General features: G+C 62.7%; 23 protein-coding genes. 14 read left to right on the top strand and 9 right to left on the bottom strand.

The window, feature by feature from the left end; translation table 11 throughout:
- Positions 1-40: 40 nt before the first annotated feature.
- Positions 41-682, bottom strand: a complete 642-nt coding sequence (pyrE, locus tag ACF8EA_RS16010) for an orotate phosphoribosyltransferase (RefSeq protein WP_021785244.1) — start codon at positions 680-682, stop codon at positions 41-43.
- 80 nt (positions 683-762) lie between these two features.
- Between pyrE and ACF8EA_RS16005 the strand changes: the two genes are divergently transcribed.
- A complete protein-coding gene (locus ACF8EA_RS16005) occupies positions 763-1,542 on the top strand; it encodes an exodeoxyribonuclease III (protein ID WP_003253401.1) in 780 nt (259 codons plus the stop codon).
- A 33-nt stretch (positions 1,543-1,575) separates the two neighbouring features.
- Here the strand turns inward: ACF8EA_RS16005 and ACF8EA_RS16000 are convergent, their stop codons facing one another.
- Together ACF8EA_RS16000 and rph are read right to left on the bottom strand one after the other, a co-directional pair.
- Entirely contained in the window at positions 1,576-1,944 is a 369-nt protein-coding gene (locus ACF8EA_RS16000) for a DUF4870 domain-containing protein (RefSeq protein WP_103443638.1), read from the bottom strand.
- 23 nt (positions 1,945-1,967) lie between these two features.
- Positions 1,968-2,690 (bottom strand): ribonuclease PH, encoded by a 723-nt coding sequence (gene rph, locus ACF8EA_RS15995; RefSeq protein ID WP_021785246.1) that lies wholly within the window; start codon positions 2,688-2,690, stop codon positions 1,968-1,970.
- Between the two features lie 228 nt (positions 2,691-2,918).
- On the opposite strand from rph, the gene ACF8EA_RS15990 reads away from it, so the two are divergent.
- On the top strand, positions 2,919-3,782 hold the full coding sequence (locus tag ACF8EA_RS15990; protein ID WP_021785247.1) for a YicC/YloC family endoribonuclease: 864 nt from the start codon (positions 2,919-2,921) through the stop codon (positions 3,780-3,782).
- 13 nt (positions 3,783-3,795) lie between these two features.
- Positions 3,796-4,416 carry a guanylate kinase gene (gmk, locus tag ACF8EA_RS15985; RefSeq protein ID WP_252461171.1) on the top strand — a complete coding sequence of 207 codons (621 nt, stop codon included), beginning with the start codon at positions 3,796-3,798 and terminating at the stop codon, positions 4,414-4,416.
- A gap of 131 nt (positions 4,417-4,547) precedes the next feature.
- Here gmk and ACF8EA_RS15980 read toward each other — a convergent pair whose 3' ends face one another.
- The 3 genes from ACF8EA_RS15980 to ACF8EA_RS15970 all read right to left on the bottom strand — a co-directional run bounded on the left by ACF8EA_RS15980 (position 4,548) and on the right by ACF8EA_RS15970 (position 8,363).
- Positions 4,548-6,089, bottom strand: a complete 1,542-nt coding sequence (locus ACF8EA_RS15980; RefSeq protein ID WP_392522587.1) for an APC family permease — start codon at positions 6,087-6,089, stop codon at positions 4,548-4,550.
- Positions 6,090-6,208: 119 nt separating this feature from the next.
- Positions 6,209-6,976: a gamma-glutamyl-gamma-aminobutyrate hydrolase family protein gene (locus ACF8EA_RS15975; protein WP_021785250.1), complete on the bottom strand. Its 768-nt coding sequence runs from the start codon at positions 6,974-6,976 to the stop codon at positions 6,209-6,211.
- 4 nt (positions 6,977-6,980) lie between these two features.
- The gene (locus ACF8EA_RS15970; protein WP_392522585.1) at positions 6,981-8,363 is read right to left on the bottom strand and encodes a glutamine synthetase family protein; all 1,383 of its coding nucleotides are present in this window, start codon (positions 8,361-8,363) and stop codon (positions 6,981-6,983) included.
- Positions 8,364-8,568: 205 nt separating this feature from the next.
- Here ACF8EA_RS15970 and ACF8EA_RS15965 point away from each other — a divergent pair, with 205 nt between their 5' ends.
- From ACF8EA_RS15965 to ACF8EA_RS15945, 5 genes are all read left to right on the top strand, one after another.
- Complete coding sequence (locus tag ACF8EA_RS15965) at positions 8,569-9,441, top strand: LysR family transcriptional regulator (RefSeq protein WP_021785252.1); 873 nt, start codon at positions 8,569-8,571, stop codon at positions 9,439-9,441.
- Between the two features lie 240 nt (positions 9,442-9,681).
- Entirely contained in the window at positions 9,682-9,945 is a 264-nt protein-coding gene (rpoZ, locus tag ACF8EA_RS15960) for a DNA-directed RNA polymerase subunit omega (RefSeq protein ID WP_003253383.1), read from the top strand.
- 59 nt (positions 9,946-10,004) lie between these two features.
- Positions 10,005-12,113 carry a bifunctional GTP diphosphokinase/guanosine-3',5'-bis pyrophosphate 3'-pyrophosphohydrolase gene (gene spoT, locus ACF8EA_RS15955; RefSeq protein ID WP_021785253.1) on the top strand — a complete coding sequence of 703 codons (2,109 nt, stop codon included), beginning with the start codon at positions 10,005-10,007 and terminating at the stop codon, positions 12,111-12,113.
- Between the two features lie 23 nt (positions 12,114-12,136).
- Positions 12,137-12,517, top strand: a complete 381-nt coding sequence (locus ACF8EA_RS15950; protein WP_003253379.1) for a RidA family protein — start codon at positions 12,137-12,139, stop codon at positions 12,515-12,517.
- A gap of 57 nt (positions 12,518-12,574) precedes the next feature.
- Positions 12,575-13,306: a hypothetical protein gene (locus tag ACF8EA_RS15945; protein WP_392522584.1), complete on the top strand. Its 732-nt coding sequence runs from the start codon at positions 12,575-12,577 to the stop codon at positions 13,304-13,306.
- 169 nt (positions 13,307-13,475) lie between these two features.
- On the opposite strand, the gene ACF8EA_RS15940 is transcribed toward ACF8EA_RS15945, so the two are convergent.
- Positions 13,476-14,333: an SDR family oxidoreductase gene (locus tag ACF8EA_RS15940; protein WP_274147885.1), complete on the bottom strand. Its 858-nt coding sequence runs from the start codon at positions 14,331-14,333 to the stop codon at positions 13,476-13,478.
- A gap of 191 nt (positions 14,334-14,524) precedes the next feature.
- On the opposite strand from ACF8EA_RS15940, the gene exbB reads away from it, so the two are divergent.
- The 6 genes from exbB (at position 14,525) to ACF8EA_RS15910 (ending at position 21,244) form a co-directional block, all read left to right on the top strand.
- On the top strand, positions 14,525-15,499 hold the full coding sequence (exbB, locus tag ACF8EA_RS15935) for a tonB-system energizer ExbB (protein ID WP_021785256.1): 975 nt from the start codon (positions 14,525-14,527) through the stop codon (positions 15,497-15,499).
- A gap of 3 nt (positions 15,500-15,502) precedes the next feature.
- Positions 15,503-15,931: a TonB system transport protein ExbD gene (gene exbD / locus ACF8EA_RS15930; protein WP_003253367.1), complete on the top strand. Its 429-nt coding sequence runs from the start codon at positions 15,503-15,505 to the stop codon at positions 15,929-15,931.
- Positions 15,928-16,659, top strand: a complete 732-nt coding sequence (locus ACF8EA_RS15925; RefSeq protein WP_021785257.1) for an energy transducer TonB — start codon at positions 15,928-15,930, stop codon at positions 16,657-16,659. The genes exbD and ACF8EA_RS15925 overlap by 4 nt, the downstream gene beginning before the upstream one ends.
- A 94-nt stretch (positions 16,660-16,753) precedes the next feature.
- Positions 16,754-17,680 carry a hydrogen peroxide-inducible genes activator gene (locus ACF8EA_RS15920; protein ID WP_012274839.1) on the top strand — a complete coding sequence of 309 codons (927 nt, stop codon included), beginning with the start codon at positions 16,754-16,756 and terminating at the stop codon, positions 17,678-17,680.
- A 3-nt stretch (positions 17,681-17,683) separates the two neighbouring features.
- Entirely contained in the window at positions 17,684-19,762 is a 2,079-nt protein-coding gene (gene recG / locus ACF8EA_RS15915; protein ID WP_275966556.1) for an ATP-dependent DNA helicase RecG, read from the top strand.
- 78 nt (positions 19,763-19,840) lie between these two features.
- Positions 19,841-21,244 (top strand): aminoacyl-tRNA deacylase and HDOD domain-containing protein, encoded by a 1,404-nt coding sequence (locus tag ACF8EA_RS15910; RefSeq protein ID WP_135192434.1) that lies wholly within the window; start codon positions 19,841-19,843, stop codon positions 21,242-21,244.
- Between the two features lie 163 nt (positions 21,245-21,407).
- Here the strand turns inward: ACF8EA_RS15910 and ACF8EA_RS15905 are convergent, their stop codons facing one another.
- Positions 21,408-21,782, bottom strand: coding sequence for an SCP2 sterol-binding domain-containing protein (locus tag ACF8EA_RS15905; RefSeq protein WP_021785260.1), 375 nt, complete (start codon positions 21,780-21,782; stop codon positions 21,408-21,410).
- A gap of 147 nt (positions 21,783-21,929) precedes the next feature.
- Positions 21,930-22,226, bottom strand: coding sequence for an HU family DNA-binding protein (locus tag ACF8EA_RS15900; protein ID WP_021785261.1), 297 nt, complete (start codon positions 22,224-22,226; stop codon positions 21,930-21,932).
- Positions 22,227-22,385: the final 159 nt, after the last annotated feature.

The raw sequence follows: 22,385 nt of genomic DNA, 5'->3' as shown, positions 1-22,385 counted from the left end.
CCTTCATGTGAAGGTCGCCTTTTTCATTTCCAGGCCAGGATCAGATCCCGTACTGCGCCCGATAGGCCTCTACAGCCGGCAGATGCTGTTTCAGCTCTGGGTCATCAGCCAGGAACTCCAGCACCTGGGTCAGCGAAACGATGCTGACCACCGGGATACCGAAGTCGCGCTCCACCTCCTGGATCGCCGACAGTTCGCCATTGCCACGCTCTTCACGGTTCAGCGCGATCAGTACACCGGCGGCCTTGGCCTGCTGGGCGTTAATGATCTGCATGACCTCGCGAATGGCGGTACCGGCAGTAATCACGTCGTCGATGATCAGCACGTCACCGGCCAGCGGCGCGCCGACCAGGCTGCCACCTTCGCCATGGTCCTTGGCTTCCTTGCGGTTGAAGCACCATGGCACGTCGAGCTGATGCTGGTCGGCAAGGGCCACGGCGGTAGTCGCCGCCAAAGGGATACCCTTGTAGGCCGGGCCGAACAGCACATCGAACGGGATCTTGCTGTCGACGATGGCGGCGGCGTAGCAACGCCCCAGCTCAGCCAGTGCGGAGCCGGTGTTGAACAAGCCGGCATTGAAGAAATACGGGCTGGTACGCCCCGATTTCAGGGTGAATTCACCGAAACGCAGTACCCCGCGATCGATGGCAAAACGGATAAAGTCGCGCTGATACGGCTGCATGAATAGTCCCGGACACCACGGATTTAGCTAAATGGGTTGAGCTCGGGTATCATACACGCACGAGATTTATGGGGCCATTTATGCGGATCATCAGTGTGAACGTAAATGGCATTCAGGCTGCGGCCGAGCGTGGTTTGCTCAGCTGGCTGCAAGCCCAGAATGCCGACGTCATCTGCCTTCAGGATACCCGCGCCTCGGCCTTTGAACTCGACGACCCAGCTTTCCAGCTCGATGGCTATTTCCTTTATGCCTGCGACGCGGAGGTGCCTGCCCAAGGTGGTGTGGCCCTTTACTCGCGCATGCAGCCCAAGGCAGTCATCACCGGCCTGGGCTTCGAGACAGCCGACCGCTACGGGCGTTACCTGCAAGCAGATTTCGACAAAGTCAGTATTGCCAGCCTGCTGCTGCCTTCGGGCATGAACGGCGACGAAGACTTGAACCAGAAGTTCAAGTTGATGGACGACTTCGCCAAGTACCTGGACAAGCAGCGTCGCAAGCGTCGCGAATACATCTATTGCGGCTCGTTCTACGTGGCGCAGCAGAAGCTCGACATCAAGAACTGGCGTGACAGCCAGCAGTCGCCGGGCTTCCTGGCGCCAGAACGCGCCTGGATGGATGCAATCACTGGCGAGATGGGGTATGTCGATGCCTTGCGCGAAGTCAGCCGTGAAGGTGACCAGTACAGCTGGTGGCCGGACAACGAGCAGGCCGAGATGCTCAACCTGGGGTATCGGTTCGACTACCAGATCCTCACCCCAGGCCTGCGCCGCTTCGTGCGCAACGCCCGCCTGCCGCGTCAGCCACGCTTCTCCCAGCATGCGCCGCTGATCGTCGACTATGACTGGACGCTGACCATCTAAAAGGCCATTGGGGCTGCATTGCAGCCCCAATGGTTATTTGATCGGCCGCCAGATCATCGGGTAGCGATAAGGCTTGCCCTCATTCGCCCGCACCGCCGCAATGATGATCAGGATCATCACGGCCACTGCGAGCATGGCAAACAGCACCAGCCCGATGACCACGAACATCAGCAGGAAGCAGATGAGCCCGGCAATGGTCACGCTGATCTGAAAGTTCAGCGCCTCTTTGCCTTGGGTGTCGATAAAAGGATCTTGCTCGCGCTTGAGGTGCCATAGCACCAGCGGGCCCAGCAGGTGGCCAAGCGGCACTACCAGGCCCAGAAGTGCGGAGAGGTGGCAGAGCATCGCCCATTGCCGCACTTCGGCATTGGGCGGGGGGACCGACAGGTTCGAATCGCTCATGCCCCGCACCTCCTGGGCTGGCTTCAGTCAGCCAGTGCCGCCTGCTGCAGCTCGAAAATCTCGTCCATGCCCTTCTGCGCCAGGGCGAGCATGGCGTTGAAGTCTTCCGGCTGGAACGGTGCGCCTTCGGCAGTACCCTGCACTTCGATGAAACCACCGGCGCTGGTCATGACCACATTCAGGTCGGTTTCGGCTGCGGAGTCTTCCAGGTAGTCGAGGTCCAGCACCGCTTCGCCCTGGTACATGCCGACAGATACGGCTGCGATCATGTGCTTGAGCGGGTTGCCGCCCTTGAGGCCGCCGCGCTTCTTGATCACTGCCAAAGCGTCGCACAAGGCGACCATGGCGCCGGTAATGGACGCGGTGCGGGTACCGCCATCGGCCTGGATCACGTCGCAATCGACGTACAGGGTGATGTCACCGAGCTTGCTCATGTCCAGCGCGGCGCGCAGCGAACGGCCGATCAGGCGCTGGATTTCCAGGGTGCGGCCGCCCTGCTTGCCACGGCTGGCTTCACGCTGGTTACGTTCACCGGTGGAGCGCGGCAGCATGCCGTACTCGGCGGTCAGCCAGCCTTGGCCCTGGCCTTTGAGGAAGCGCGGTACACCGTTTTCAACGCTGACCGTGCAGATGACTTTGGTGTCACCGAACTCGACCAGTACCGACCCTTCGGCGTGCTTGGTGTAGTTGCGGGTGATGCGGATCGAGCGGAGCTGATCGGCAACGCGACCACTTGGACGTTTCATCTGGGATACCTGTACTGGGACTTTGAATCTGCCGAGCATTATAGAGCCCGTAGCCCAGGGAAGACATGCCTATTGTCGCGCCCGGCACAGCCCGTCGCCTTTTCCTACCCCAGTAGCCACCCGTCGGTAACATAGGTGGATTGGGCGCCACGGCGACACTGCGCTACAATCCTGCGCCTTGCAGCCGAGAGGCTCCCACCGTTCATTCATCTACGCGAGGTACTCCCCATGGTGCACAGCATGACCGCTTTTGCTCGTGTCGAGCGCGCCGGCAGCCAAGGCACCCTGGTCTGGGAGCTGCGCTCGGTCAACCACCGTTACCTGGAGCCGCACCTGCGCCTGCCCGAGGCCCTGCGCGACCTCGAAGGCGGCGTACGTGAAGGCCTGCGCCAGGGCCTGTCACGCGGCAAGGTGGAATGCACCTTGCGCCTCAACGAAGACAGCAACGGCAAACCGCTGAAGGTGGACCATGAGCGCGCCGCGCAACTGGTTGCCGCCGCCGAGGAAGTGGCCGGCCTGATCAAGCAGCCGGCCCCCTTGAACCCGCTTGAAGTGCTGTCATGGCCAGGCGTACTGGTGGCCGACACCAGCGACCCACAGGCACTGAATGCCGAAGCCATGGCGCTGTTCGACGAAGCCCTGGCCGAACTCAAGGCCGGGCGCCAGCGCGAAGGCCTGGAACTGGCCCGGCTGATCAACGAACGCCTGGACAACATGGCCAGCGAAGTCTCTACCCTGCGCGCCCTGGTGCCGCAGATGCTGGCGGCGCAGCGGCAGAAGATTCTCGACCGCTTCGGCGACATGCAAGCCGAGCTCGACCCGCAGCGCCTGGAGCAGGAGATGGTCCTGCTGGCCCAGAAAAGCGACGTGGCAGAGGAGCTCGACCGCCTCAGCACCCACGTCACCGAAGTACGCCGGGTGCTCAAGGGTGGCGGTGCCGCTGGCCGGCGCCTGGACTTCCTGATGCAGGAACTCAACCGCGAGGCCAACACTCTCGGCTCCAAGGCCTTCGACCCACGCAGCACGCAAGCGGCGGTCAACCTGAAGGTATTGATCGAACAGATGCGTGAACAAGTACAGAACATCGAGTAAGGCCACCCCGACCATGAACCACAGCAGCGGCACCCTCTACATCGTTTCGGCCCCTTCGGGCGCCGGCAAGACCAGCCTGGTCACCGCCCTGACCAAGGACGACCAGCAGATCCGCGTCTCGGTCTCGCACACTACCCGCGCCATGCGCCCGGGCGAGCAGCACGGGGTGAACTATCACTTCGTCGTCCACGAGGAATTCAAGGCGCTGATCGCGCAAGGTGACTTTCTGGAGCATGCCGAAGTGTTCGGCAACTTCTACGGTACTTCGCGCAGCGCGTTGCAGCAGACCCTGGACCAGGGCTACGACCTGATCCTGGAAATCGACTGGCAAGGTGCCCAGCAAGTGCGCAGGCTGATGCCGCAGGCGCTGTCGGTGTTCATCCTGCCTCCAAGCCAGGAGGCGCTTCGCCAGCGCCTGGACGGACGCGGGCAGGACAGCGAAGAGATCATCGCCGGGCGCATGAAGGAAGCGGTCAGCGAGATGGTGCACTACGACGAGTATGACTACGTGATCATCAACAATGATTTTGACGTGGCGCTGGAAGATTTGAAGGCAGTGTTCCGCTCGAATCGGCTGCTGTTGAAGAAGCAGCAGCAGCGTCATGCGGCGTTGCTGAAGCAAATGATCGGCTAAAGATCGATGGGGCTGCTTTGCAGCCCTTCGCGGACACGCCCGCTCCCACGGGTTAATCACTGCCTTGAGGCTTGTGCCGTACCTGTGGGAGCGGGCATGCCCGCGAAGGGCCGCAAAGCGGCCCCAATGATTTATTCCTGCAGAGGCAAGGTAGCCTGCTGCCGCAGGGTAGCCCCGAGGAAGTACGCCGGCGCACGCATGCGCGACAGGATCATCAGCCCGATACCAAGCACCGAGATGATCGCGGCAATCACGAACACCAGCCCCACCCCACCCACATGCGAGCCGCTGCCGAAGTCCGGCGAGGCGCTGTCGATGGCGGTACGCACGAAGATCACCGACAAGATCACCCCGCCCACCAGCGGGCACAGGCCGCGCATGATGAAGTGGCGCAGGCTGTCGAACAGGCTGTCACGGAAATACCAGACGCAGGCAAACGCGGTCAGCGAATAATAGAAGCAGATCATCATGCCCAGCGCAGTGATGGTGTCTGCCAGTACGTTCTCGCTCAGCGTACGCATGGTCACGTAGAACAGGCCTGCGGCCACGCCAGCACAGATGGTGGCATAGCGTGGCGTTTGCGAGCGTGGACATACGCTGGCGAACTTCTGCGGTACCGCACCGTAATAACCCATGGCCAACAGGGTGCGCGCCGGCGCCACGAAGGTGGACTGCAGCGACGCCGCCGTACTGGCCAGCACGGCGATGGACATCAGGATCGCCAGCGGCCCCATGACCGGGCCGGCCAGGTGGGCAAAAACGTTCTCCTGGATGCGCGGGTTGTTCAGGCCCAGACCCGTCTCGCTGATACCGGCAAACTGCAGGGTCGCGATGGCGGTGAACAGGTACAGGCCGAGAATCAACATCACGGTCCAGGTAGCGGCCTTGCCCGGCACCTCTTCGCTGCCCACCGATTCTTCACTGACGGTCAGGCAAGTGTCCCAGCCCCAGAAGATGAAGATCGACAATGACAGGCCAGCGGCAAAGGCCGAGAACGACTCGACACCGAACGGGTTGAACCAGGCGAAATCGAACGCCAGCGGTGGCGGCGCGGTGGTGCCGCCGAAAGCGGCGAAAGCAAAGCCGATCAACACCAGCAACTGCAGGGCCACCAAGCCGTACTGCACAGTCATTGTGGTGGCGATACCCCGACAGCAGATCCACACTGCCAAGCCAATGAACACGCAACAGGTAATGATGTTGATCAACAGGTTGTCGGCCAACGCTGCCAGCTCGTGCTTGCCGGTGATCTGCCCAAGGAACAGGTAGAAGAAGTCCACCGCCACCCCTGCCAGGTTCGACAGCACGATCGTGGTGGCAACCACCAGTCCCCAGCCGCCGATCCAGCCGATCATGGGGCCGAATGCACGCGCCGACCAGGTAAACGAAGTACCGCTGTCAGGCTCCGCCGAGTTCAGCTCGCGATAGCCCAGCGCCACCAGCAGCATCGGCAGGAAGCCCACGATGAACACGGCAGGCAGGTGGGCACCCACCTCTCGCACGGTAGGGCCAAGGGCGCCGGTCAGGGTATAGACCGGGGCGATGGTGGAAATGCCCAGCACCACGCTGGCCAGCAGGCCCAAGCGGCCCTTGGCCAGGCCTTTGCTGCGCTGAGTGCTGCCCGCGTCGGCCGCCACATCGGGTGGGCGACCGGCTTCTGTGTAATTGCTCATGAGTATTTGCCGTAGATTTTGGAATTGTTTTCACAAGCCTTGAGTACAAGGCTCGCTTTCACTCATTGAAAGCTTGCTATCGGGGACGAGTCATCCGAGACCTTCGGCTGACGTCAGAATCATTCCTGCCGTGAGCCCTCCCGTACTGCGTAGGCAATGCAGGCCTCGCGAAACGCCTGAAACAGACGCAGCGAGACCGGGTTTTCGTTGAAGCGCCATTCCGGGTGCCACTGCACACCGAGCACAAAGCCCGGCGCCGCCGGCATGGACACCGCCTCGATCAGGCCATCCGGGGCCCGCGCCTCAACGCGCAGGCCAGGGGCCAGACGGTCGATGCCCTGACTGTGCAGCGAATTGACCTCGAACTGCGCCGCCAGGCCCAGGCGCTCGAACAACCCGCCAGGCTCGATACTGACCGAGTGGCGAGGGCTGTATTGCACCGCCAGGGGGGCGTCCTCAGGTTCGCGGTGGTCAAGGTAGCCAGGCAGTTCCTGCACACGCTGGTGCAGGCTGCCGCCAAGAGCTACGTTCAGTTCCTGGTAGCCACGGCAGATGCAGAATACGGGCACACCGGCGGCAATGGCTGCCTGCAACAGCGGCAGGGTCAGGCGATCACGCGCCAGATCATGCCGGGTACCCGCCACACTGGGGGCGCCATTGTAATGATGCGGCTCGATATTTGAAGGCGAGCCGGTAAAAACAATGCCATGCAGGCGAGCCAGCAGCGCTTGGGTGTCGCTGCCGCCATCACGGGCCGGCAAGATCAGCGGCAAGCCGGCAAAGCCGGCCGCCTCGACATATTTGTCGCCGACCGTGTGCGATGAGTTCTTCCCTACCTGCTGGCGGCAGGCGCTGACACCGATCAAGGGGACCGCATTTGCGCTCATGGGCTTACACCGTGTGCAGGTACCAGTTGTACTCAAGGTCGGAAATCGACACTTCGAACTCGGCCAGTTCGCTTTCCTTGCAGGCCACGAAGATATCGATGTAGTCCGGGCTGATGTATTGGTTGAGGACTTCGCTGTCATCCAGCGCGCGAAGGGCATCGCGCAGGTTGTTCGGCAGGCTTTGCTCCAGCTGTTCGTAGGAGTTGCCTTCGATCGGCGCCTCGGGCTCGACCTTGTTGGTCAGGCCGTGGTGAACCCCGGCAAGAATCGCTGCGAGCATCAGGTACGGGTTGGCATCGGCGCCTGCTACACGGTGTTCAAGGCGCACATTGCCGCTGCTGTCGGTGGGCACGCGTACGGCCACGGTGCGGTTGTCCAGGCCCCAGCTCGGCGCATTGGGCACGTAGAACTGCGCGCCGAAGCGGCGATAGGAGTTGATGTTGGGGCAAAGGAAGGCCATCGACGCCGGCATGGTTTCCAGCACGCCACCGATGGCGTGGCGCAGCGTATCGCTTTGCAGAGGATCGTCACTGGCGAAGATGTTCTTGCCGGTTTTCTTGTCCAGCAATGAAATGTGCACATGCAGGCCGTTGCCTGCCTGGCCCGGGTAGGGCTTGGCCATGAAGGTGGTGTCCATTTCATGGTCGTAGGCGATGTTCTTGATCAGGCGCTTGAGCAGGATCGCATAGTCGCAGGCCTTCAGCGGATCAGCCACGTGGTGCAAGTTGACCTCGAACTGCGCCGGTGCGCTTTCCTTGACGATGGCGTCAGCGGGCAGGCCCTGCTCCTTGGCCGCTTCGAGCATGTCCTGCAAGCAGTCGGCGTACTCGTCGAGGTCGTCGATCAGGTACACCTGGGTTGAATGCGGGCGCTTGCCGGAGATCGGCGAGCGCGGCGGCTGCGGGCGGCCGTTGAGGTTGTCCTGGTCGATCAGGTAGAACTCCAGTTCGAAAGCGGCGCAAATATCCAGGCCCAGGTCGTCGAACTTGCTCACCACCTGGCGCAACACTTCACGCGGGTCGGCGAAGAACGGCTGGCCATCCAGTTCGTGCATGGTCATCAGCAGCTGGGCGGTGGGGCGCTTCTGCCACGGCTCGTCCGACAGCGTGCCGGGGATCGGGAAACAGATGCGGTCGGCGTCGCCGATGTCCAGGCCAAGGCCGGTGCTTTCGACAGTGGATCCGTTGATATCAAGGGCGAACAGCGATGCGGGCAGGTTGATGCCTTTCTCGTACACCTTGTGCAGGCTGGCCCGCTCGATGCGCTTGCCACGTACCACGCCATTCATGTCGGAGATCAGCAGGTCTACGTACTGCGTGTCCGGATGGGCCTGGAGGAAGTCATTCATCTCGCTGGAAGAACTGGCGCACGGGGTTACCGACGTCATGGTGTACATCCTTTGATGTGCTGCGGCGATGTGGGGATACGGCTGGCGCCTCACGGGCGACGATGGTTGCAGCTGTTGTTGTTTTCACTTTCCCATCGTGGGGACTGGTTACCCGACCGGGCGCATTGATTCCGGGGGGCCGTTTCACTATAAAATGGCCCAGACGCAACAGACATTGGCAATTTGGCAAGCAGAGCGTGCATCAATGCAATATCAGATTACCCACGCCGACCTCTCTCTGGTCCTGGCACTGGAACGTGGCCGCTCGCTGGCCAAAGCCGCCGAACTGCTCAAAGTCGACGTTTCGACCGTGTTCCGCTCGATCCGCCGATTGGAGTCGGCGCTGGGTACCGCCTTGTTCGTCAAGAGCCGAAAGGGCTATCTGCCGACTGACACCGCCCAGGCCTTGGCCGAACAGGCCGAACGTGCCGAGCAGGCGCTGGAAGCGGCGCGCATTGCCATGACCAGTGGCGAGCAAGTGGTCAGCGGCACGGTGCGCCTGACCTGCACCGAGGCGGTGATGCACAGCCTGTTGCTGCCGGCGCTGGCCGAGTTCATGCCCAACTACCCGGCCTTGTCGCTGGAGATGGGCACCTCCAACACCTTCGCCAACCTTAGCCGGCGCGACGCCGATATTGCCCTGCGCCTGACCAACACGCCACCAGAGCACCTGGTGGGCCGCAACCTGGGCTCCACCTCCTATGTAGTCTGCGGCCACCCACAGTGGCGCGAGCGCCTGAGCGAGTCGCCTGCCAGCGTGCCGTGGATCGCACCTGACGACTCGATGCAGGACCACCCTACGGTGGTCTGGCGCAACCAACAATACCCGGGCCTGAGCCCGCGCTACCAGTGCAGCAGCATGTCGACCATTGCCCAACTGGTCACGGCCGGCCTGGGCGTGGCAGCTCTGCCGGATTACATGGTGCATGCGCTGCCCGGGGTGGATGCACTGAGCGGCCCCCTGGCCGGCTGCGACACCCAGTTGTGGCTGCTGACCCGGCCGGATTGCCGGGCGTTGCGCTCGGTGCAGACCCTGTTCGAAGAGCTGACCCCGCGGTTGCGTGACGCGATGCTCTGAGGTTATCGTCAAGCTCATGCACTGAGGGTGTCTGTTCCGGCTCTTTCGCGGGTAAACCCGCCGCTACAAGCTACGCGGTCCCTGTAGGAGCGGGTTCACCCGCGAAGAAGGCATCGCAGGGTTTGCAGGTACCGCCCGGCAAAACAGCGCTTCCCTATTGGCTGGTGAATTTTTATACTATCGAGTCCGCCTGCCCACTAATGGGCTGCACGCCCACCGCAATTGCTACTGAGGAAGACCATGGCCCGCGTAACTGTTGAAGACTGCCTGGAACACGTGGATAACCGCTTTGAGCTGGTCATGCTCTCGACCAAGCGCGCTCGCCAGCTGGCGACCGGCGGCAAAGAGCCACGCGTTGCGTGGGAAAACGACAAGCCAACCGTTGTTGCCCTGCGTGAAATTGCTGAAGGCATCGTCACCAACGAGTTCATCGCCGCTGAAGAGATCGTCACCGAGGATCCGGTGTTCGCCGCGTTCGAGGACGAGAACAACGAGGCTGTCTGATTGATGCCAGGTCGACGTCGTACGGCGCAAGGCCCTCTTCCTCGGCAGGAGGTGAACCCATGCCGGGTATAGAAGCCTTGGCCGAACGGCTTTCGACCTATCTTGGCCCCGAACAGGTCAACCTGGTCCGGCGTGCCTATTTCTACGCCGAACAGGCCCACGATGGGCAACGCCGCCGCAGCGGCGAGCCCTACGTGACCCACCCGCTGGCCGTGGCCAGCATCCTCGCCGACATGCACATGGACCATCAGAGCCTGATGGCGGCCATGCTGCACGATGTGATCGAAGACACCGGCATCGCCAAGGAAGCCCTCAGCCAGCAGTTTGGCGAGACCGTGGCCGAACTGGTCGATGGGGTCAGCAAGCTGACCCAGATGAACTTCGAGACCAAGGCCGAGGCGCAGGCGGAAAACTTCCAGAAGATGGCCATGGCCATGGCCCGCGACATTCGCGTGATCCTGGTCAAGCTGGCCGACCGTCTGCACAACATGCGCACCCTGGAAGTGCTGTCTGGCGAAAAACGCCGGCGCATCGCCAAGGAAACCCTCGAGATCTACGCCCCCATCGCCAACCGCCTGGGGATGCACAATGTGCGCGTGGAGTTCGAAGACCTTGGTTTCAAGGCCATGCACCCGATGCGCTCGTCGCTGATTCACCGTGCAGTGAAGAGCGCACGCGGCAATCGCAAAGAAATCGTCGCCAAGATCGAACACTCGCTGGCCAACTGCCTGGCCGCCGACGGCATCGAGGGCGAGGTCAGCGGTCGGCAGAAACACCTCTATGGCATCTACAAGAAGATGCGCGGCAAGCGCCGTGCCTTCAACGAGATCATGGACGTGTATGCCTTCCGCATCATCGTCGACAAGGTGGACACCTGCTACCGCGTGCTCGGCGCCGTGCACAACCTCTACAAGCCGCTGCCCGGGCGCTTCAAGGATTACATCGCGATCCCCAAGGCCAACGGCTACCAGTCGCTGCACACAACCCTGTTCGGCATGCACGGCGTGCCCATCGAAATCCAGATCCGCACCCGCGAAATGGAAGAGATGGCCAACAACGGCATCGCCGCGCACTGGCTGTACAAGTCCAACGACGACGAGCAGCCCAAGGGCAGCCACGCACGTGCCCGCCAGTGGGTCAAGGGTATCCTCGAACTGCAGCAACGTGCCGGCAACTCCCTGGAATTCATCGAGAGCGTGAAGATCGACCTGTTCCCGGACGAGGTCTACGTGTTCACGCCCAAAGGCCGGATCATGGAGTTGCCAAAAGGCTCCACGGCCGTCGATTTCGCCTACGCGGTGCACACCGACGTTGGCAACAGTTGCATCGCGTGTCGCATCAACCGCCGCCTGGCGCCGCTGTCCGAACCGCTACAAAGCGGCTCGACAGTGGAAATCGTCAGCGCCCCGGGCGCTCGACCAAACCCGGCCTGGCTCAACTTTGTGGTCTCCGGCAAGGCACGCACGAATATCCGCCACGCGCTCAAGCAACAGCGCCGCTCGGAGTCCATCAGCCTGGGCGAGCGCCTGCTGAACAAGGTACTCACCGGCTTCGACAGCAGCCTGGAGAAAATCCCCCAGGAACGCATCCAGTCCATTCTCGCCGAGTACCGCCTGGAGCTGATAGAAGACCTGCTCGAAGACATCGGCCTGGGCAACCGCATGGCCTACGTGGTCGCGCGCCGCCTGCTGTCGGCCGAAGGCGAACAGCTGCCGGCGCCAGAAGGCCCGCTGGCGATCCGCGGTACCGAAGGCCTGGTGCTGAGTTACGCCAAGTGCTGCACGCCGATCCCGGGTGACCCGATTGTCGGCCACCTGTCGGCCGGCAAGGGCATGGTCGTGCACCTGGAGAACTGCCGCAACATCAGTGAAATCCGCCACAACCCCGAAAAGTGTGTGCAGCTCTCCTGGGCCAAGGACATCACTGGCGAGTTCAATGTCGAACTGCGTGTCGAACTGGAACACCAGCGCGGGCTGATCGCCCTGCTGGCCAGCAGCGTCAACGCCGCCGACGGCAACATCGAAAAGATCAGCATGGACGAACGCGACGGCCGTATCAGCGTGGTCCAACTGGTGGTCAGCGTGCACGACCGCGTGCACCTGGCGCGTGTGATCAAGAAGCTGCGTACCCTGACCGGTGTGGTCCGCATCACCCGCATGCGTACGTAGTCCGCCAACCGCAAGGAGTCATCATGAGCAAAACCGTCATCAACAGCGACAAGGCCCCTGCCGCCATCGGCACCTACTCGCAGGCGATCAAGGCCGGCAACACCGTGTACATGTCGGGCCAGATCCCTCTGGACCCGAAGACCATGGAACTGGTCGAAGGCTTCGAGGCCCAGACCGTGCAGGTGTTCGAGAACCTCAAGGCCGTGGCTGAAGCCGCTGGCGGTTCGTTCAAGGACATCGTGAAACTGAACATCTTCCTCACCGACCTGAGCCACTTCGCCAAGGTCAACGAGGTGATGGGCCGCTACTTCGAACAGCCCTACCCAGCCCGCGCCGCCATCGGTGTTGCCGCGCTGCCAAAAGGCTCTCAGGTCGAAATGGACGCCATCCTGGTCATCGAATGATGCCCTGGTGACGGGCCCCTGCCCGTCACCCTTCTTACTCCGCAAGGTTACCCCGTCATGCGTCAAGCACTGCCCTTCGCGCTGGCAGCCCTGCTACTGGGCGGCTGCACCAGCCACAAACCCGAAGACTTCAACGGCATCTGGATCAACCAGGAAGCCATCACTGCGGCGGTCAAAGCCGGCAGCCTGCGCCAGGCCCTGAATGAGCATGGCCCAGTGTTCGAGTGGAAGCTCGACGTGGCCAATCAGCAAGCCAGTTATAGCAATGGTTTCGAGGCCGCTGACGGCCAGCTGAGCGCCAATGACAAGCAATGGCAGGCCCGTTTCCATGGCGGCCAGACCGAGCAGCTTTCGCTCGATGGCGACGAGCTGCTGGCCGTCGACCAAAGTGGCGCCAAGCAAACCTTCGTGCGCGCCAAGGTGCCGGCGACAGCCAATGCACCACTGGGCAGCAGCTTCGAGAAGGCGCTGTACCAGGCCTACCTGGGTGGTAACTGGAAGATCGTCGAAGGCCAGGGCAAAGGTGCCAGCGTGCGCTTCAGCGACACCGGCAACGTCACCGGCCTACCCGGGCCGGACCGCTTCGCCCTGTGCCTGGCGGGTGATTGTGCGACCATGGGTGGCAGCAATGACAGCCTGTGGCTGGAGCGCAACCAGCGCGGTGCACCGTTCATCATCAAGCGCGATGGCGACAAACTGGAGATTTTCCAGGCAGTGAACCGTGCGCAGCCGGATGAAATGCCGGAGCTGGCAGCCGGCAAGCGTCAGTGGACGCTGGAGCGCACCTGAGATGATGCGCGGCCCCTGTAGGAGCGGGTTTACCCGCGAAGAAGACACCACGGTGGATGGCACGGGCTTCGCCCGTGTTCGCGGGCAAGCCCGCTCCCACAGGGATCGCGCCAGCTTTTAGAAATTGAGCACGACAGTTGCTCCAACAAGGGAACGCGCCACCTGCCAGCTAGGCTTTTCCTGCCAGAATCGCGGCGTAGCCTTCCCTGTAGCTCGGATATACAGGCGCCCAGCCCAGCGCCCGCGCCCGGGCATTGCTACAGCGCTTGCTGCCAGTACGCCGCACCCGCTGCTCATCGGACCATTCGGTAACCCCCATATACGCCCGTAGCCAGGCCACCACGTCGGCCAGCGGCGCGGGGTCGTCATCAACGCCAATGTAGCAGTCGTCCAGCACCTTGCCATCAGCATCGGCCTGCAGCAGAAAAGCCAGCAGGCTGGCGGCATCTTCGGCATGAATGCGGTTGCCATACAGCGGCGGCTCCTCGGCTACGCGGTAACCCTGACGCACCTGGCTCAGCAACCATTCGCGCCCTGGGCCATAGATACCGGTCAGGCGGACCACGCTCGCCGGGATGCCGCTGGCCAGTGCCAACCGCTCAGCCTCCAGCATCACTCGCCCGGAATAGCCCTCAGGCTCGGTGGCAGCGCCCTCCTCTACCCACTCGCCATCCTTCTGCGCATACACGCTGCTGCTGGAGACGAACAACAGGCGACGCGGGCGCTGACCACGCTCGGCCAACCAGGCCAATACATGGCGCAAGCCATCAACATAGGCTGCTTGGTAACCCGCCTCATCGTGCTGGCTGGCCGCCACGCAGTACACCAGGTAATCCAGCGCGCCCTGTGGCCAGGCCGACGGCATCGACGGTTCGGCCAAGTCTGCGGCAACCGGCTGAACCCCAGCGGGCAGCTGATCGACAGAACGGCGCAGGCCGCTCACCTTCCAGCCTTTAGCCAACATCTGCCTGGCCAGACGCCCACCCACATCACCACAACCCACCACCATCACGGAAAGGTCTGACATCTCTAAACTCCCCTAGACCAATTGATCAGCCTGGCCACGCTACACGATGGGCGGCTAGACCATAGGCGAAAAAAGCTACAATATTACTTTTGTTAACAAGAATTACTTGCAATAATGGCCGCCAAATTGTTCTCGGCCTGCATCGAGGCCTTGGAGAACGCTCACTTTTTTCTTCATCAGGTCCGGCCAGCATGACACGTACTCAACCTTCCGCTTCGCCAACCCCGTCGCGCGCCTGGCGCGCCATCGCCGCGCTGACACTCAGCCTGGTGCTGGCCCCGGTGGCCATGGCCGATGAGCCAACCACCAACGCCGCCACGCCTGCTGCTGCAACTGCCCCGGCCACACCCGCTGCTGCCCCGGTCGACGCGCCTGCGCCTGGTGCCACTGCCACCACCCCGGCAGATACACCGGCCGCAGCAGACCCGAGCGTTCAAGCCCTGGTCGAAGACACCTCGCTGGGCATGGCCCATGACCTGTCCCCATGGGGCATGTACAAGAACGCCGACATCGTGGTGAAGATCGTCATGATCGGCCTGGCCATCGCCTCCATCATCACCTGGACCATCTGGATTGCCAAAGGCTTCGAGCTGATGGGCGCCAAGCGCCGCCTGCGTGGTGAAATCGCTCAGCTGAAGAAGTCCACCACCCTGAAAGAAGCCAGCGAAGTCTCCAACAAGGAAGGCACCCTGGCCCATACCCTGGTCCACGATGCCCTCGAAGAGATGCGCCTTTCGGCTAACGCTCGCGAAAAAGAAGGCATCAAGGAGCGCGTCAGCTTCCGTCTGGAGCGCCTGGTACATGCCAGCGGCCGCACCATGAGCAGCGGCACCGGCGTCCTCGCAACCATCGGTTCCACCGCGCCGTTCGTCGGCCTGTTCGGTACCGTATGGGGCATCATGAACAGCTTCATCGGCATCGCCAAGACCCAGACCACCAACCTGGCCGTCGTTGCCCCAGGTATCGCCGAAGCGCTGCTGGCCACTGCCCTGGGCCTGGTCGCGGCAATCCCGGCCGTGGTCATCTACAACGTCTTCGCCCGCTCCATTGCCGGTTACAAGGCGCAGGTGTCCGATGCCTCCGCCCAGGTACTGCTGCTGGTCAGCCGTGATCTGGACCACCAGGGCAGCGAGCGCGCCGCCCCGCACATGGTGAAAGTGGGGTAAGCCATGGGCCTGCATCTCAACGAAGGTGGCGACGACCTCGCCGAAAACCACGAAATCAACGTTACGCCGTTCATCGACGTGATGCTGGTGCTGCTGATCATCTTCATGGTCGCCGCTCCCTTGGCCACGGTCGACATCAAGGTCGACCTGCCGGCCTCAACCGCCAAACCGGCGCCAAGGCCAGAGAAACCGGTGTTCGTCAGCGTCAAGGCCGACCAGAAGCTGTATGTCGGCGACGACCAGGTGGCTGCACCCGACCAGCTTGGCCCGATGCTCGACGCCAAGACCAAGGGTGACAAGGAAACCACCATCTTCTTCCAGGCTGACAAAGGCGTAGATTACGGCGACCTGATGGAAGTGATGAACAACATGCGCGCGGCCGGCTACCTGAAAGTCGGTCTGGTAGGTCTCGAGACGGCAGCCAAGAAATGATGAAAACGCGCTCTAACATGGCGCGCTACGGTGGCAGCCTGGCGATCGTGCTGGGCGTGCACGTGGTCGCCGTGCTGCTGACGCTCAACTGGTCGGTGCCCCAGGCCATCGAGCTGCCCCCGGCAGCGATGATGGTCGAACTGGCACCGTTGCCGGAGCCTGCGCCACCACCACCCCCAAAGGCAGCTCCGCAGCCACCGGCCCCGGTCGAGGAACCACCGTTGCCGAAGCTGGCAGAAGCGCCCAAGCCCAAGATCGCCATCCCCAAGCCGCCCAAGCCGAAGGCCAAGCCCCAGCCGCCCAAGCCCGAGAAAAAGCCTGAGCCGCCGAAGGAAGCGCCACCCACCGAGCAAACGGTGGACGCACCGCCCAGCAACACGCCACCGCAGAAGTCCGCGGCACCGGCTCCGAGCATTGCGTCCAACAGCAAAGCCCTGCCAACCTGGCAGAGCGATCTGCTGCGCCACCTGGCCAAGTACAAGCGCTACCCGGAAGACGCGCGCCGTCGCGGCCTGCAAGGCATGAACCGCCTGCGCTTCGTGGTCGACGCCGAAGGCAAGGTCGTGTCGTACTCCATGGCCGGTGGTTCAGGCAGTGCCTCACTCGATCGGGCGACCCTGGAAATGATCCGTCGGGCCGGCAAGGTACCCAAGCCGCCACCCGAGTTGCTGAACAATGGCACGATTGAAGTCGTGGCACCGTTCGTCTACTCACTGGACCGCCGCTGAGACTTTTGCTTCTGTCACAATTCGGCAAGTCTGATAACGTGCGTCTATCGATTGCAGCCGCTATGCTGGGCCCGCAACTTCATGGACGCACGTTATGACCCTCACCGAATTACGCTACATCGTCACACTCGCCCAGGAACAGCACTTCGGCCATGCCGCCGAGCGCTGTCACGTGAGCCAACCAACCCTGTCGGTCGGTGTGAAGAAGCTCGAGGACGAGCTTGGCGTTCTGATCTTCGAGCGCAGCAAAAGCGCAGTACGTCTGACCCCGGTCGGCGAAAGCATCGTCGCCCAAGCGCAGAAGGTACTGGAGCAGGCCCAAGGCATTCGTGAACTGGCCCAGGCCGGCAAGAATCAGCTGACCGCCCCGCTCAAGGTCGGCGCCATCTACACCGTCGGCCCCTATCTGTTCCCGCACCTGATCCCGCAGCTGCACCGCGTGGCGCCGCAAATGCCGCTGTACATCGAAGAAAATTTCACCCACGTACTGCGCGAAAAGCTGCGCAACGGCGAACTGGACGCGGTGATCATCGCCCTGCCGTTCAACGAAGCCGACGTGCTGACGCTACCGCTCTACGACGAACCGTTCTGCGCCCTGATGCCTGCCGACCACCCATGGACGGCGAAGAAGACCATCGACACTGCCATGCTCAACGACAAGAGCCTGTTGCTGCTCGGTGAGGGCCACTGCTTCCGCGACCAGGTACTGGAAGCCTGCCCTACCCTGAACAAGGGGGGTGAAGGCTCAAGGCACACCACGGTCGAGTCCAGCTCGCTGGAAACCATCCGTCACATGGTGGCTTCGGGCCTTGGCGTATCGATCCTGCCGCTGTCGGCCGTGCACAGCCATCACTACGCCCCCGGCGTCATCGAAGTGCGCCCGCTGACGGCACCGGCACCATTCCGCACGGTAGCCATCGCCTGGCGCGCCAGTTTCCCGCGGCCAAAGGCCATCGAGATCCTCGCCGATTCGATCCGCCTGTGCTCGGTCGCCAAAAACCCTGCGGAACAACCGGCCTGAGTCATGAGTGAGCTGTCGAAGGTCCCGGTCACAGTACTGAAAGGTGTGGGCGAGGCAATGGCGGAGAAACTCGCCAAGGTCGGCCTGGAAAACCTGCAGGACGTGTTGTTCCACCTGCCCCTGCGCTACCAGGACCGCACGCGCGTGGTGCCAATCGGCCAGCTGCGTCCGGGCCAGGATGCGGTTATCGAGGGTGTGGTCAGTGGTACCGATGTGACCATGGGCAAGCGCCGCAGCCTGGTGGTGCGCCTGGGCGACGGCAGCGGTGTACTGACATTGCGCTTCTACCACTTCAGCAACGCGCAGAAGGAGGGCCTGAAGCGGGGCACCCACCTGCGCTGCTATGGAGAAGCCCGCCCCGGCGCTTCCGGCCTGGAGATCTACCACCCGGAGTACCGCGCGCTGAACGGCAGCGAGCCGCCGCCACCGGTGGAACAGACCCTGACGCCGATCTATCCGTCCACCGAAGGTCTTACCCAGCAACGCCTGCGCCTGTTGTGCCAGCAGAGCCTTGCCCTGCTTGGCCCGCGCAGCCTGCCCGACTGGCTGCCTGACGAACTTGCCCGGGACTACCAGCTGGCACCCTTGGACGAAGCCATACGCTACCTGCACAACCCGCCGGCCGACGCCGACCTCGACGAGCTCGCCGAAGGCCAGCACTGGGCCCAGCACCGCCTGGCCTTCGAAGAGTTGCTGACCCACCAGCTGTCGCAGCAACGCCTGCGCGAAAGCCTGCGCAGCCTGCGTGCGCCGGTACTGCCCAAGGCCACGCACCTGCAGGCGCAGTACCTGGCCAACCTGGGTTTCCAGCCGACCGGCGCGCAGCAGCGGGTAGCCAACGAAATTGCCTACGACCTTAGCCAGCACGAACCGATGATGCGCCTGGTGCAGGGCGACGTGGGTGCCGGCAAGACCGTGGTCGCTGCACTGGCCGCGTTGCAGGCGCTGGAGGCTGGCTATCAGGTGGCATTGATGGCACCCACCGAGATCCTCGCCGAGCAGCACTACATTACCTTCAGGCGCTGGCTGGAACCGCTGGGCATCGAAGTCGCCTGGCTAGCCGGCAAACTCAAGGGCAAGGCCCGGGCCGCTTCCCTGGAGCAGATCGCCAACGGTGCACCCATGGTGGTCGGCACCCACGCGCTGTTCCAGGAGGAAGTGAGGTTCAAGCACCTGGCCCTTGCGATCATCGACGAACAGCACCGGTTTGGCGTGCAGCAACGCCTGGCCCTGCGCAAGAAGGGCGTGGCCGGCGAGTTGTGCCCGCACCAGCTGATCATGACCGCCACGCCTATTCCGCGCACCCTGGCCATGAGCGCCTACGCCGACCTGGACACTTCGGTGCTCGACGAATTGCCGCCAGGGCGCACGCCGGTGAACACCGTGCTGGTGGCCGACAGCCGCCGCTTCGAAGTGGTCGAGCGGGTACGCGCCGCCTGCGCCGAGGGGCGCCAGGCCTACTGGGTATGCACGCTGATCGAAGAGTCCGAAGAACTCACCTGCCAGGCCGCCGAAAGCACTTACGAGGAGCTTGGCAGCGCGCTTGGCGAGCTGAGGGTAGGGTTGATCCACGGGCGCATGAAGCCGGCGGAAAAAGCCGAGATCATGGCCGAGTTCAAGGCTGGCAACCTGCAGCTTCTGGTCGCCACCACGGTCATCGAGGTGGGCGTGGACGTGCCCAACGCCAGCCTGATGATCATCGAGAACCCCGAGCGCCTGGGCCTTGCGCAGCTGCACCAGCTACGTGGCCGGGTTGGTCGGGGCAGCGCCGTGAGCCATTGCGTGCTGCTGTACCACCCGCCGCTGTCGCAGGTTGGCCGCGAGCGCTTGGGGATCATGCGCGAAACCAACGACGGCTTCATCATTGCCGAAAAAGACCTTGAACTGCGTGGCCCGGGCGAGATGCTCGGCACCCGCCAGACCGGTCTGCTGCAGTTCAAGGTCGCCGACCTGATGCGCGACGCGGACCTGCTGCCGGCCGTGCGCGATGCGGCTCAGGCCCTGGTATCACGCTGGCCGGAACACGTCAGCCCGCTGCTGGACCGCTGGCTGCGCCATGGCCAACAATATGGCCAAGTGTGACGCCAGTCCCAGAATGGATCCAGATTTGCTCGCAGGCTGGTTATACTTCGCGTTTAAAAGAATCAGTGGATACGGACCATGACTGAAGTTGCCCTGGACACCGCAACCCCACACGCCCCCTCCGTCATCAGGCTGCTGCTCGACAAACTTGGCGTGCCCTACCGCCAGGTGGTCGAACACCCGCACCTGCCTGCGGCTTCGCGGGTGCAGGCTGTCCTTCTCGACGACGAGGTCGGCGCCCTCATGGTGCTGTTCCCGCAGAGCCACCTGCTGGACCTCAACCGCCTGGCCGAGCTGACCGGGCGCAAGCTGACCGCCGTCTCGGTACCGCGACTGAAGCAGATGCTCGACAAGCACCACCTCAAGGCGCTGCCGGGCATCCCGGCGCTGACCAGTTCGCCATGTCAGTACGAAAAGGCCCTGCTCGACGCCGAAACTGTCTTTATCCAGTCCGGCGAAGCCGGCCTGTTGCTGGAAATCGAACGCGCGCACTTCAAGCGCATGCTGGCCAAGGCCAGCGCCAGCAGCTTCGGCCAGCAAGTCGAAGCGATCAGCCCCAACCTCGACCGCCCCGATGACGACACCCGAGAAATCACCAATGCCGTCCAGGCCTTCACCGCCCGACGCATTCAGAAGCGCCTGGAAGAAACCATCGAAATTCCGCCGCTCGCCGACACCGCGCAGAAGATCATCAAGCTGCGGGTAGATCCCAACGCCAGCATCGACGATATCACCGGTGTGGTCGAAACCGACCCGGCGCTGGCGGCACAGGTGGTGAGCTGGGCCGCATCGCCCTACTATGGTTCGCCGGGCAAGATTCGCTCGGTGGAAGACGCCATCGTGCGTGTGCTGGGTTTCGACCTGGTGATCAACCTGGCCCTGGGCCTGGCGCTGGGCAAGACCTTGAGCCTGCCAAAAGACCACCCACAGCAGGCCACGCCCTACTGGCAACAGTCGATCTACACCGCCGCGATCATCGAAGGCCTGACCCGCGCCATGCCTCGCGCAGAACGCCCCGAGGCCGGGCTGACCTACCTGGCCGGGCTACTGCACAACTTCGGCTATCTGCTGCTGGCGCATGTGTTCCCGCCGCACTTCTCGCTGATTTGCCGCCACCTTGAGGTCAACCCGCATCTGAACCACACCTACGTGGAACAACACCTGCTGGGCATCAGCCGCGAACAGATAGGTACCTGGCTGATGAAGCTGTGGGACATGCCGGAAGAGCTGTCGACTGCCTTGCGCTTTCAGCACGACCCGGCCTACGAAGGCGAATATTTCGCGTTCCCCAACCTGGTGTGCCTGGCCACCCGTCTGCTGCGCTCGCGAGGCATAGGCTCAGGGCCGCAGGAAGAGATTCCTGACGAGCTGCTGGAACGCCTGAGCATTACCCGGGACAAGGCCGAGGATGTGGTGAACAAGGTGCTCGAAGCCGAGAACCTGTTGCGTGAGCTGGCCTCGCAGTTCCACGCACCGCATTAAGCCATTAACGCATACCCTGTGGGAGCAACTGTCTTGCTCAACTTCTAAAAGCTGGCGCAATCCCTGGGAGCGGGCTTGCCCGCGAATACCGGCGAAGCCGGTGCCATGCACCGCGTCGCTTGTTTCGCGGGCACGCCCGCTCCCACAGCATCCCCGGCGGGTTTCAACCTTTCTTCTTCGGTTTCAGGTATTTCATCAACCCCTGAAACCACATCACCAACGCCGGGTTGCCCTTGATCTGGATGTGCTTGTCCTGAATCCCTTGCATGAACGCCAGCTGCTTGTTACCCGCCTGCATGGTGGCGAAGCCGTAGGCAGCGTCCTTGAAGGCAATGGCGAACGCCGGCTGGGGGTGCGCGCCGCCCTTGCTGCTGATGCGCTCGTTCTCGACGATGAAGTGCCGGGCGACCTTGCCGTCCAGGGTTTGCATCTGGAATACCAGGTTCTTGCCTTTGAGCTGCTGCTGGAAAGCGGGGTTATTACGGCTGGCCCTGGCCATCAACAGCCCCATGGCCCAGAGAAGAAAGCGGAACTTCATCAACGCGCCTCGAACGAAAAGTGACTAAGGCGCGCAGTCTATCCTTTTCCAGAACTATTTACGCAAGTTAGAAGCATCTTGCCTGCAGAAAGCACAACGGGCGCCCCGGGGCGCCCGCTTGGCTGAAACTGGGTTGCCAGGGAGCGATTACTTGCCCTTCTTGGCAGGTTTGGCTTCGTTAACTTCATCGCGCAGGTTCTTGCCTGGCTTGAAGGCCACGGTGTTGCTGGCTTTGATCTTGACCGGCTCCCCAGTCTGCGGGTTCTTGCCGGTACGCGCGCCCCGATGACGTTTTTCGAAGGTGCCGAAACCGACCAGGGTCACGGTGTCCTTGTCCAGGGCACCGGTGATGCTGTCGAGAATCGCGTTCAAAACCTGATTGGCCTTTTCCTTGGTCAGGTCAGCCTTGTCGGCGATGACGGCGGCGAGTTCTGGTTTGCGCATAGTGAAGCCTCTTTGACGGAATTCTTGTTGTTATGCCGTGCTGCCTCTGGGAGCAGCGCTCAAGGCACCGCAGGCTCTAATCTGCGGCAGACGGGAGTGAGAATGGCACGAGCTCAGGGGCCGCGCCAGTATCTGGGCGGCCATTGTGCAGGCAACAAC

Source organism: Pseudomonas sp. YQ_5 (assembly GCF_043103305.1).
GTDB classification, from domain to species: Bacteria; Pseudomonadota; Gammaproteobacteria; order Pseudomonadales; family Pseudomonadaceae; genus Aquipseudomonas; species Aquipseudomonas putida_Y.
Note: the sequence above shows the minus strand (reverse complement) of the source record. Positions and strands in the feature narration are given on the sequence as shown.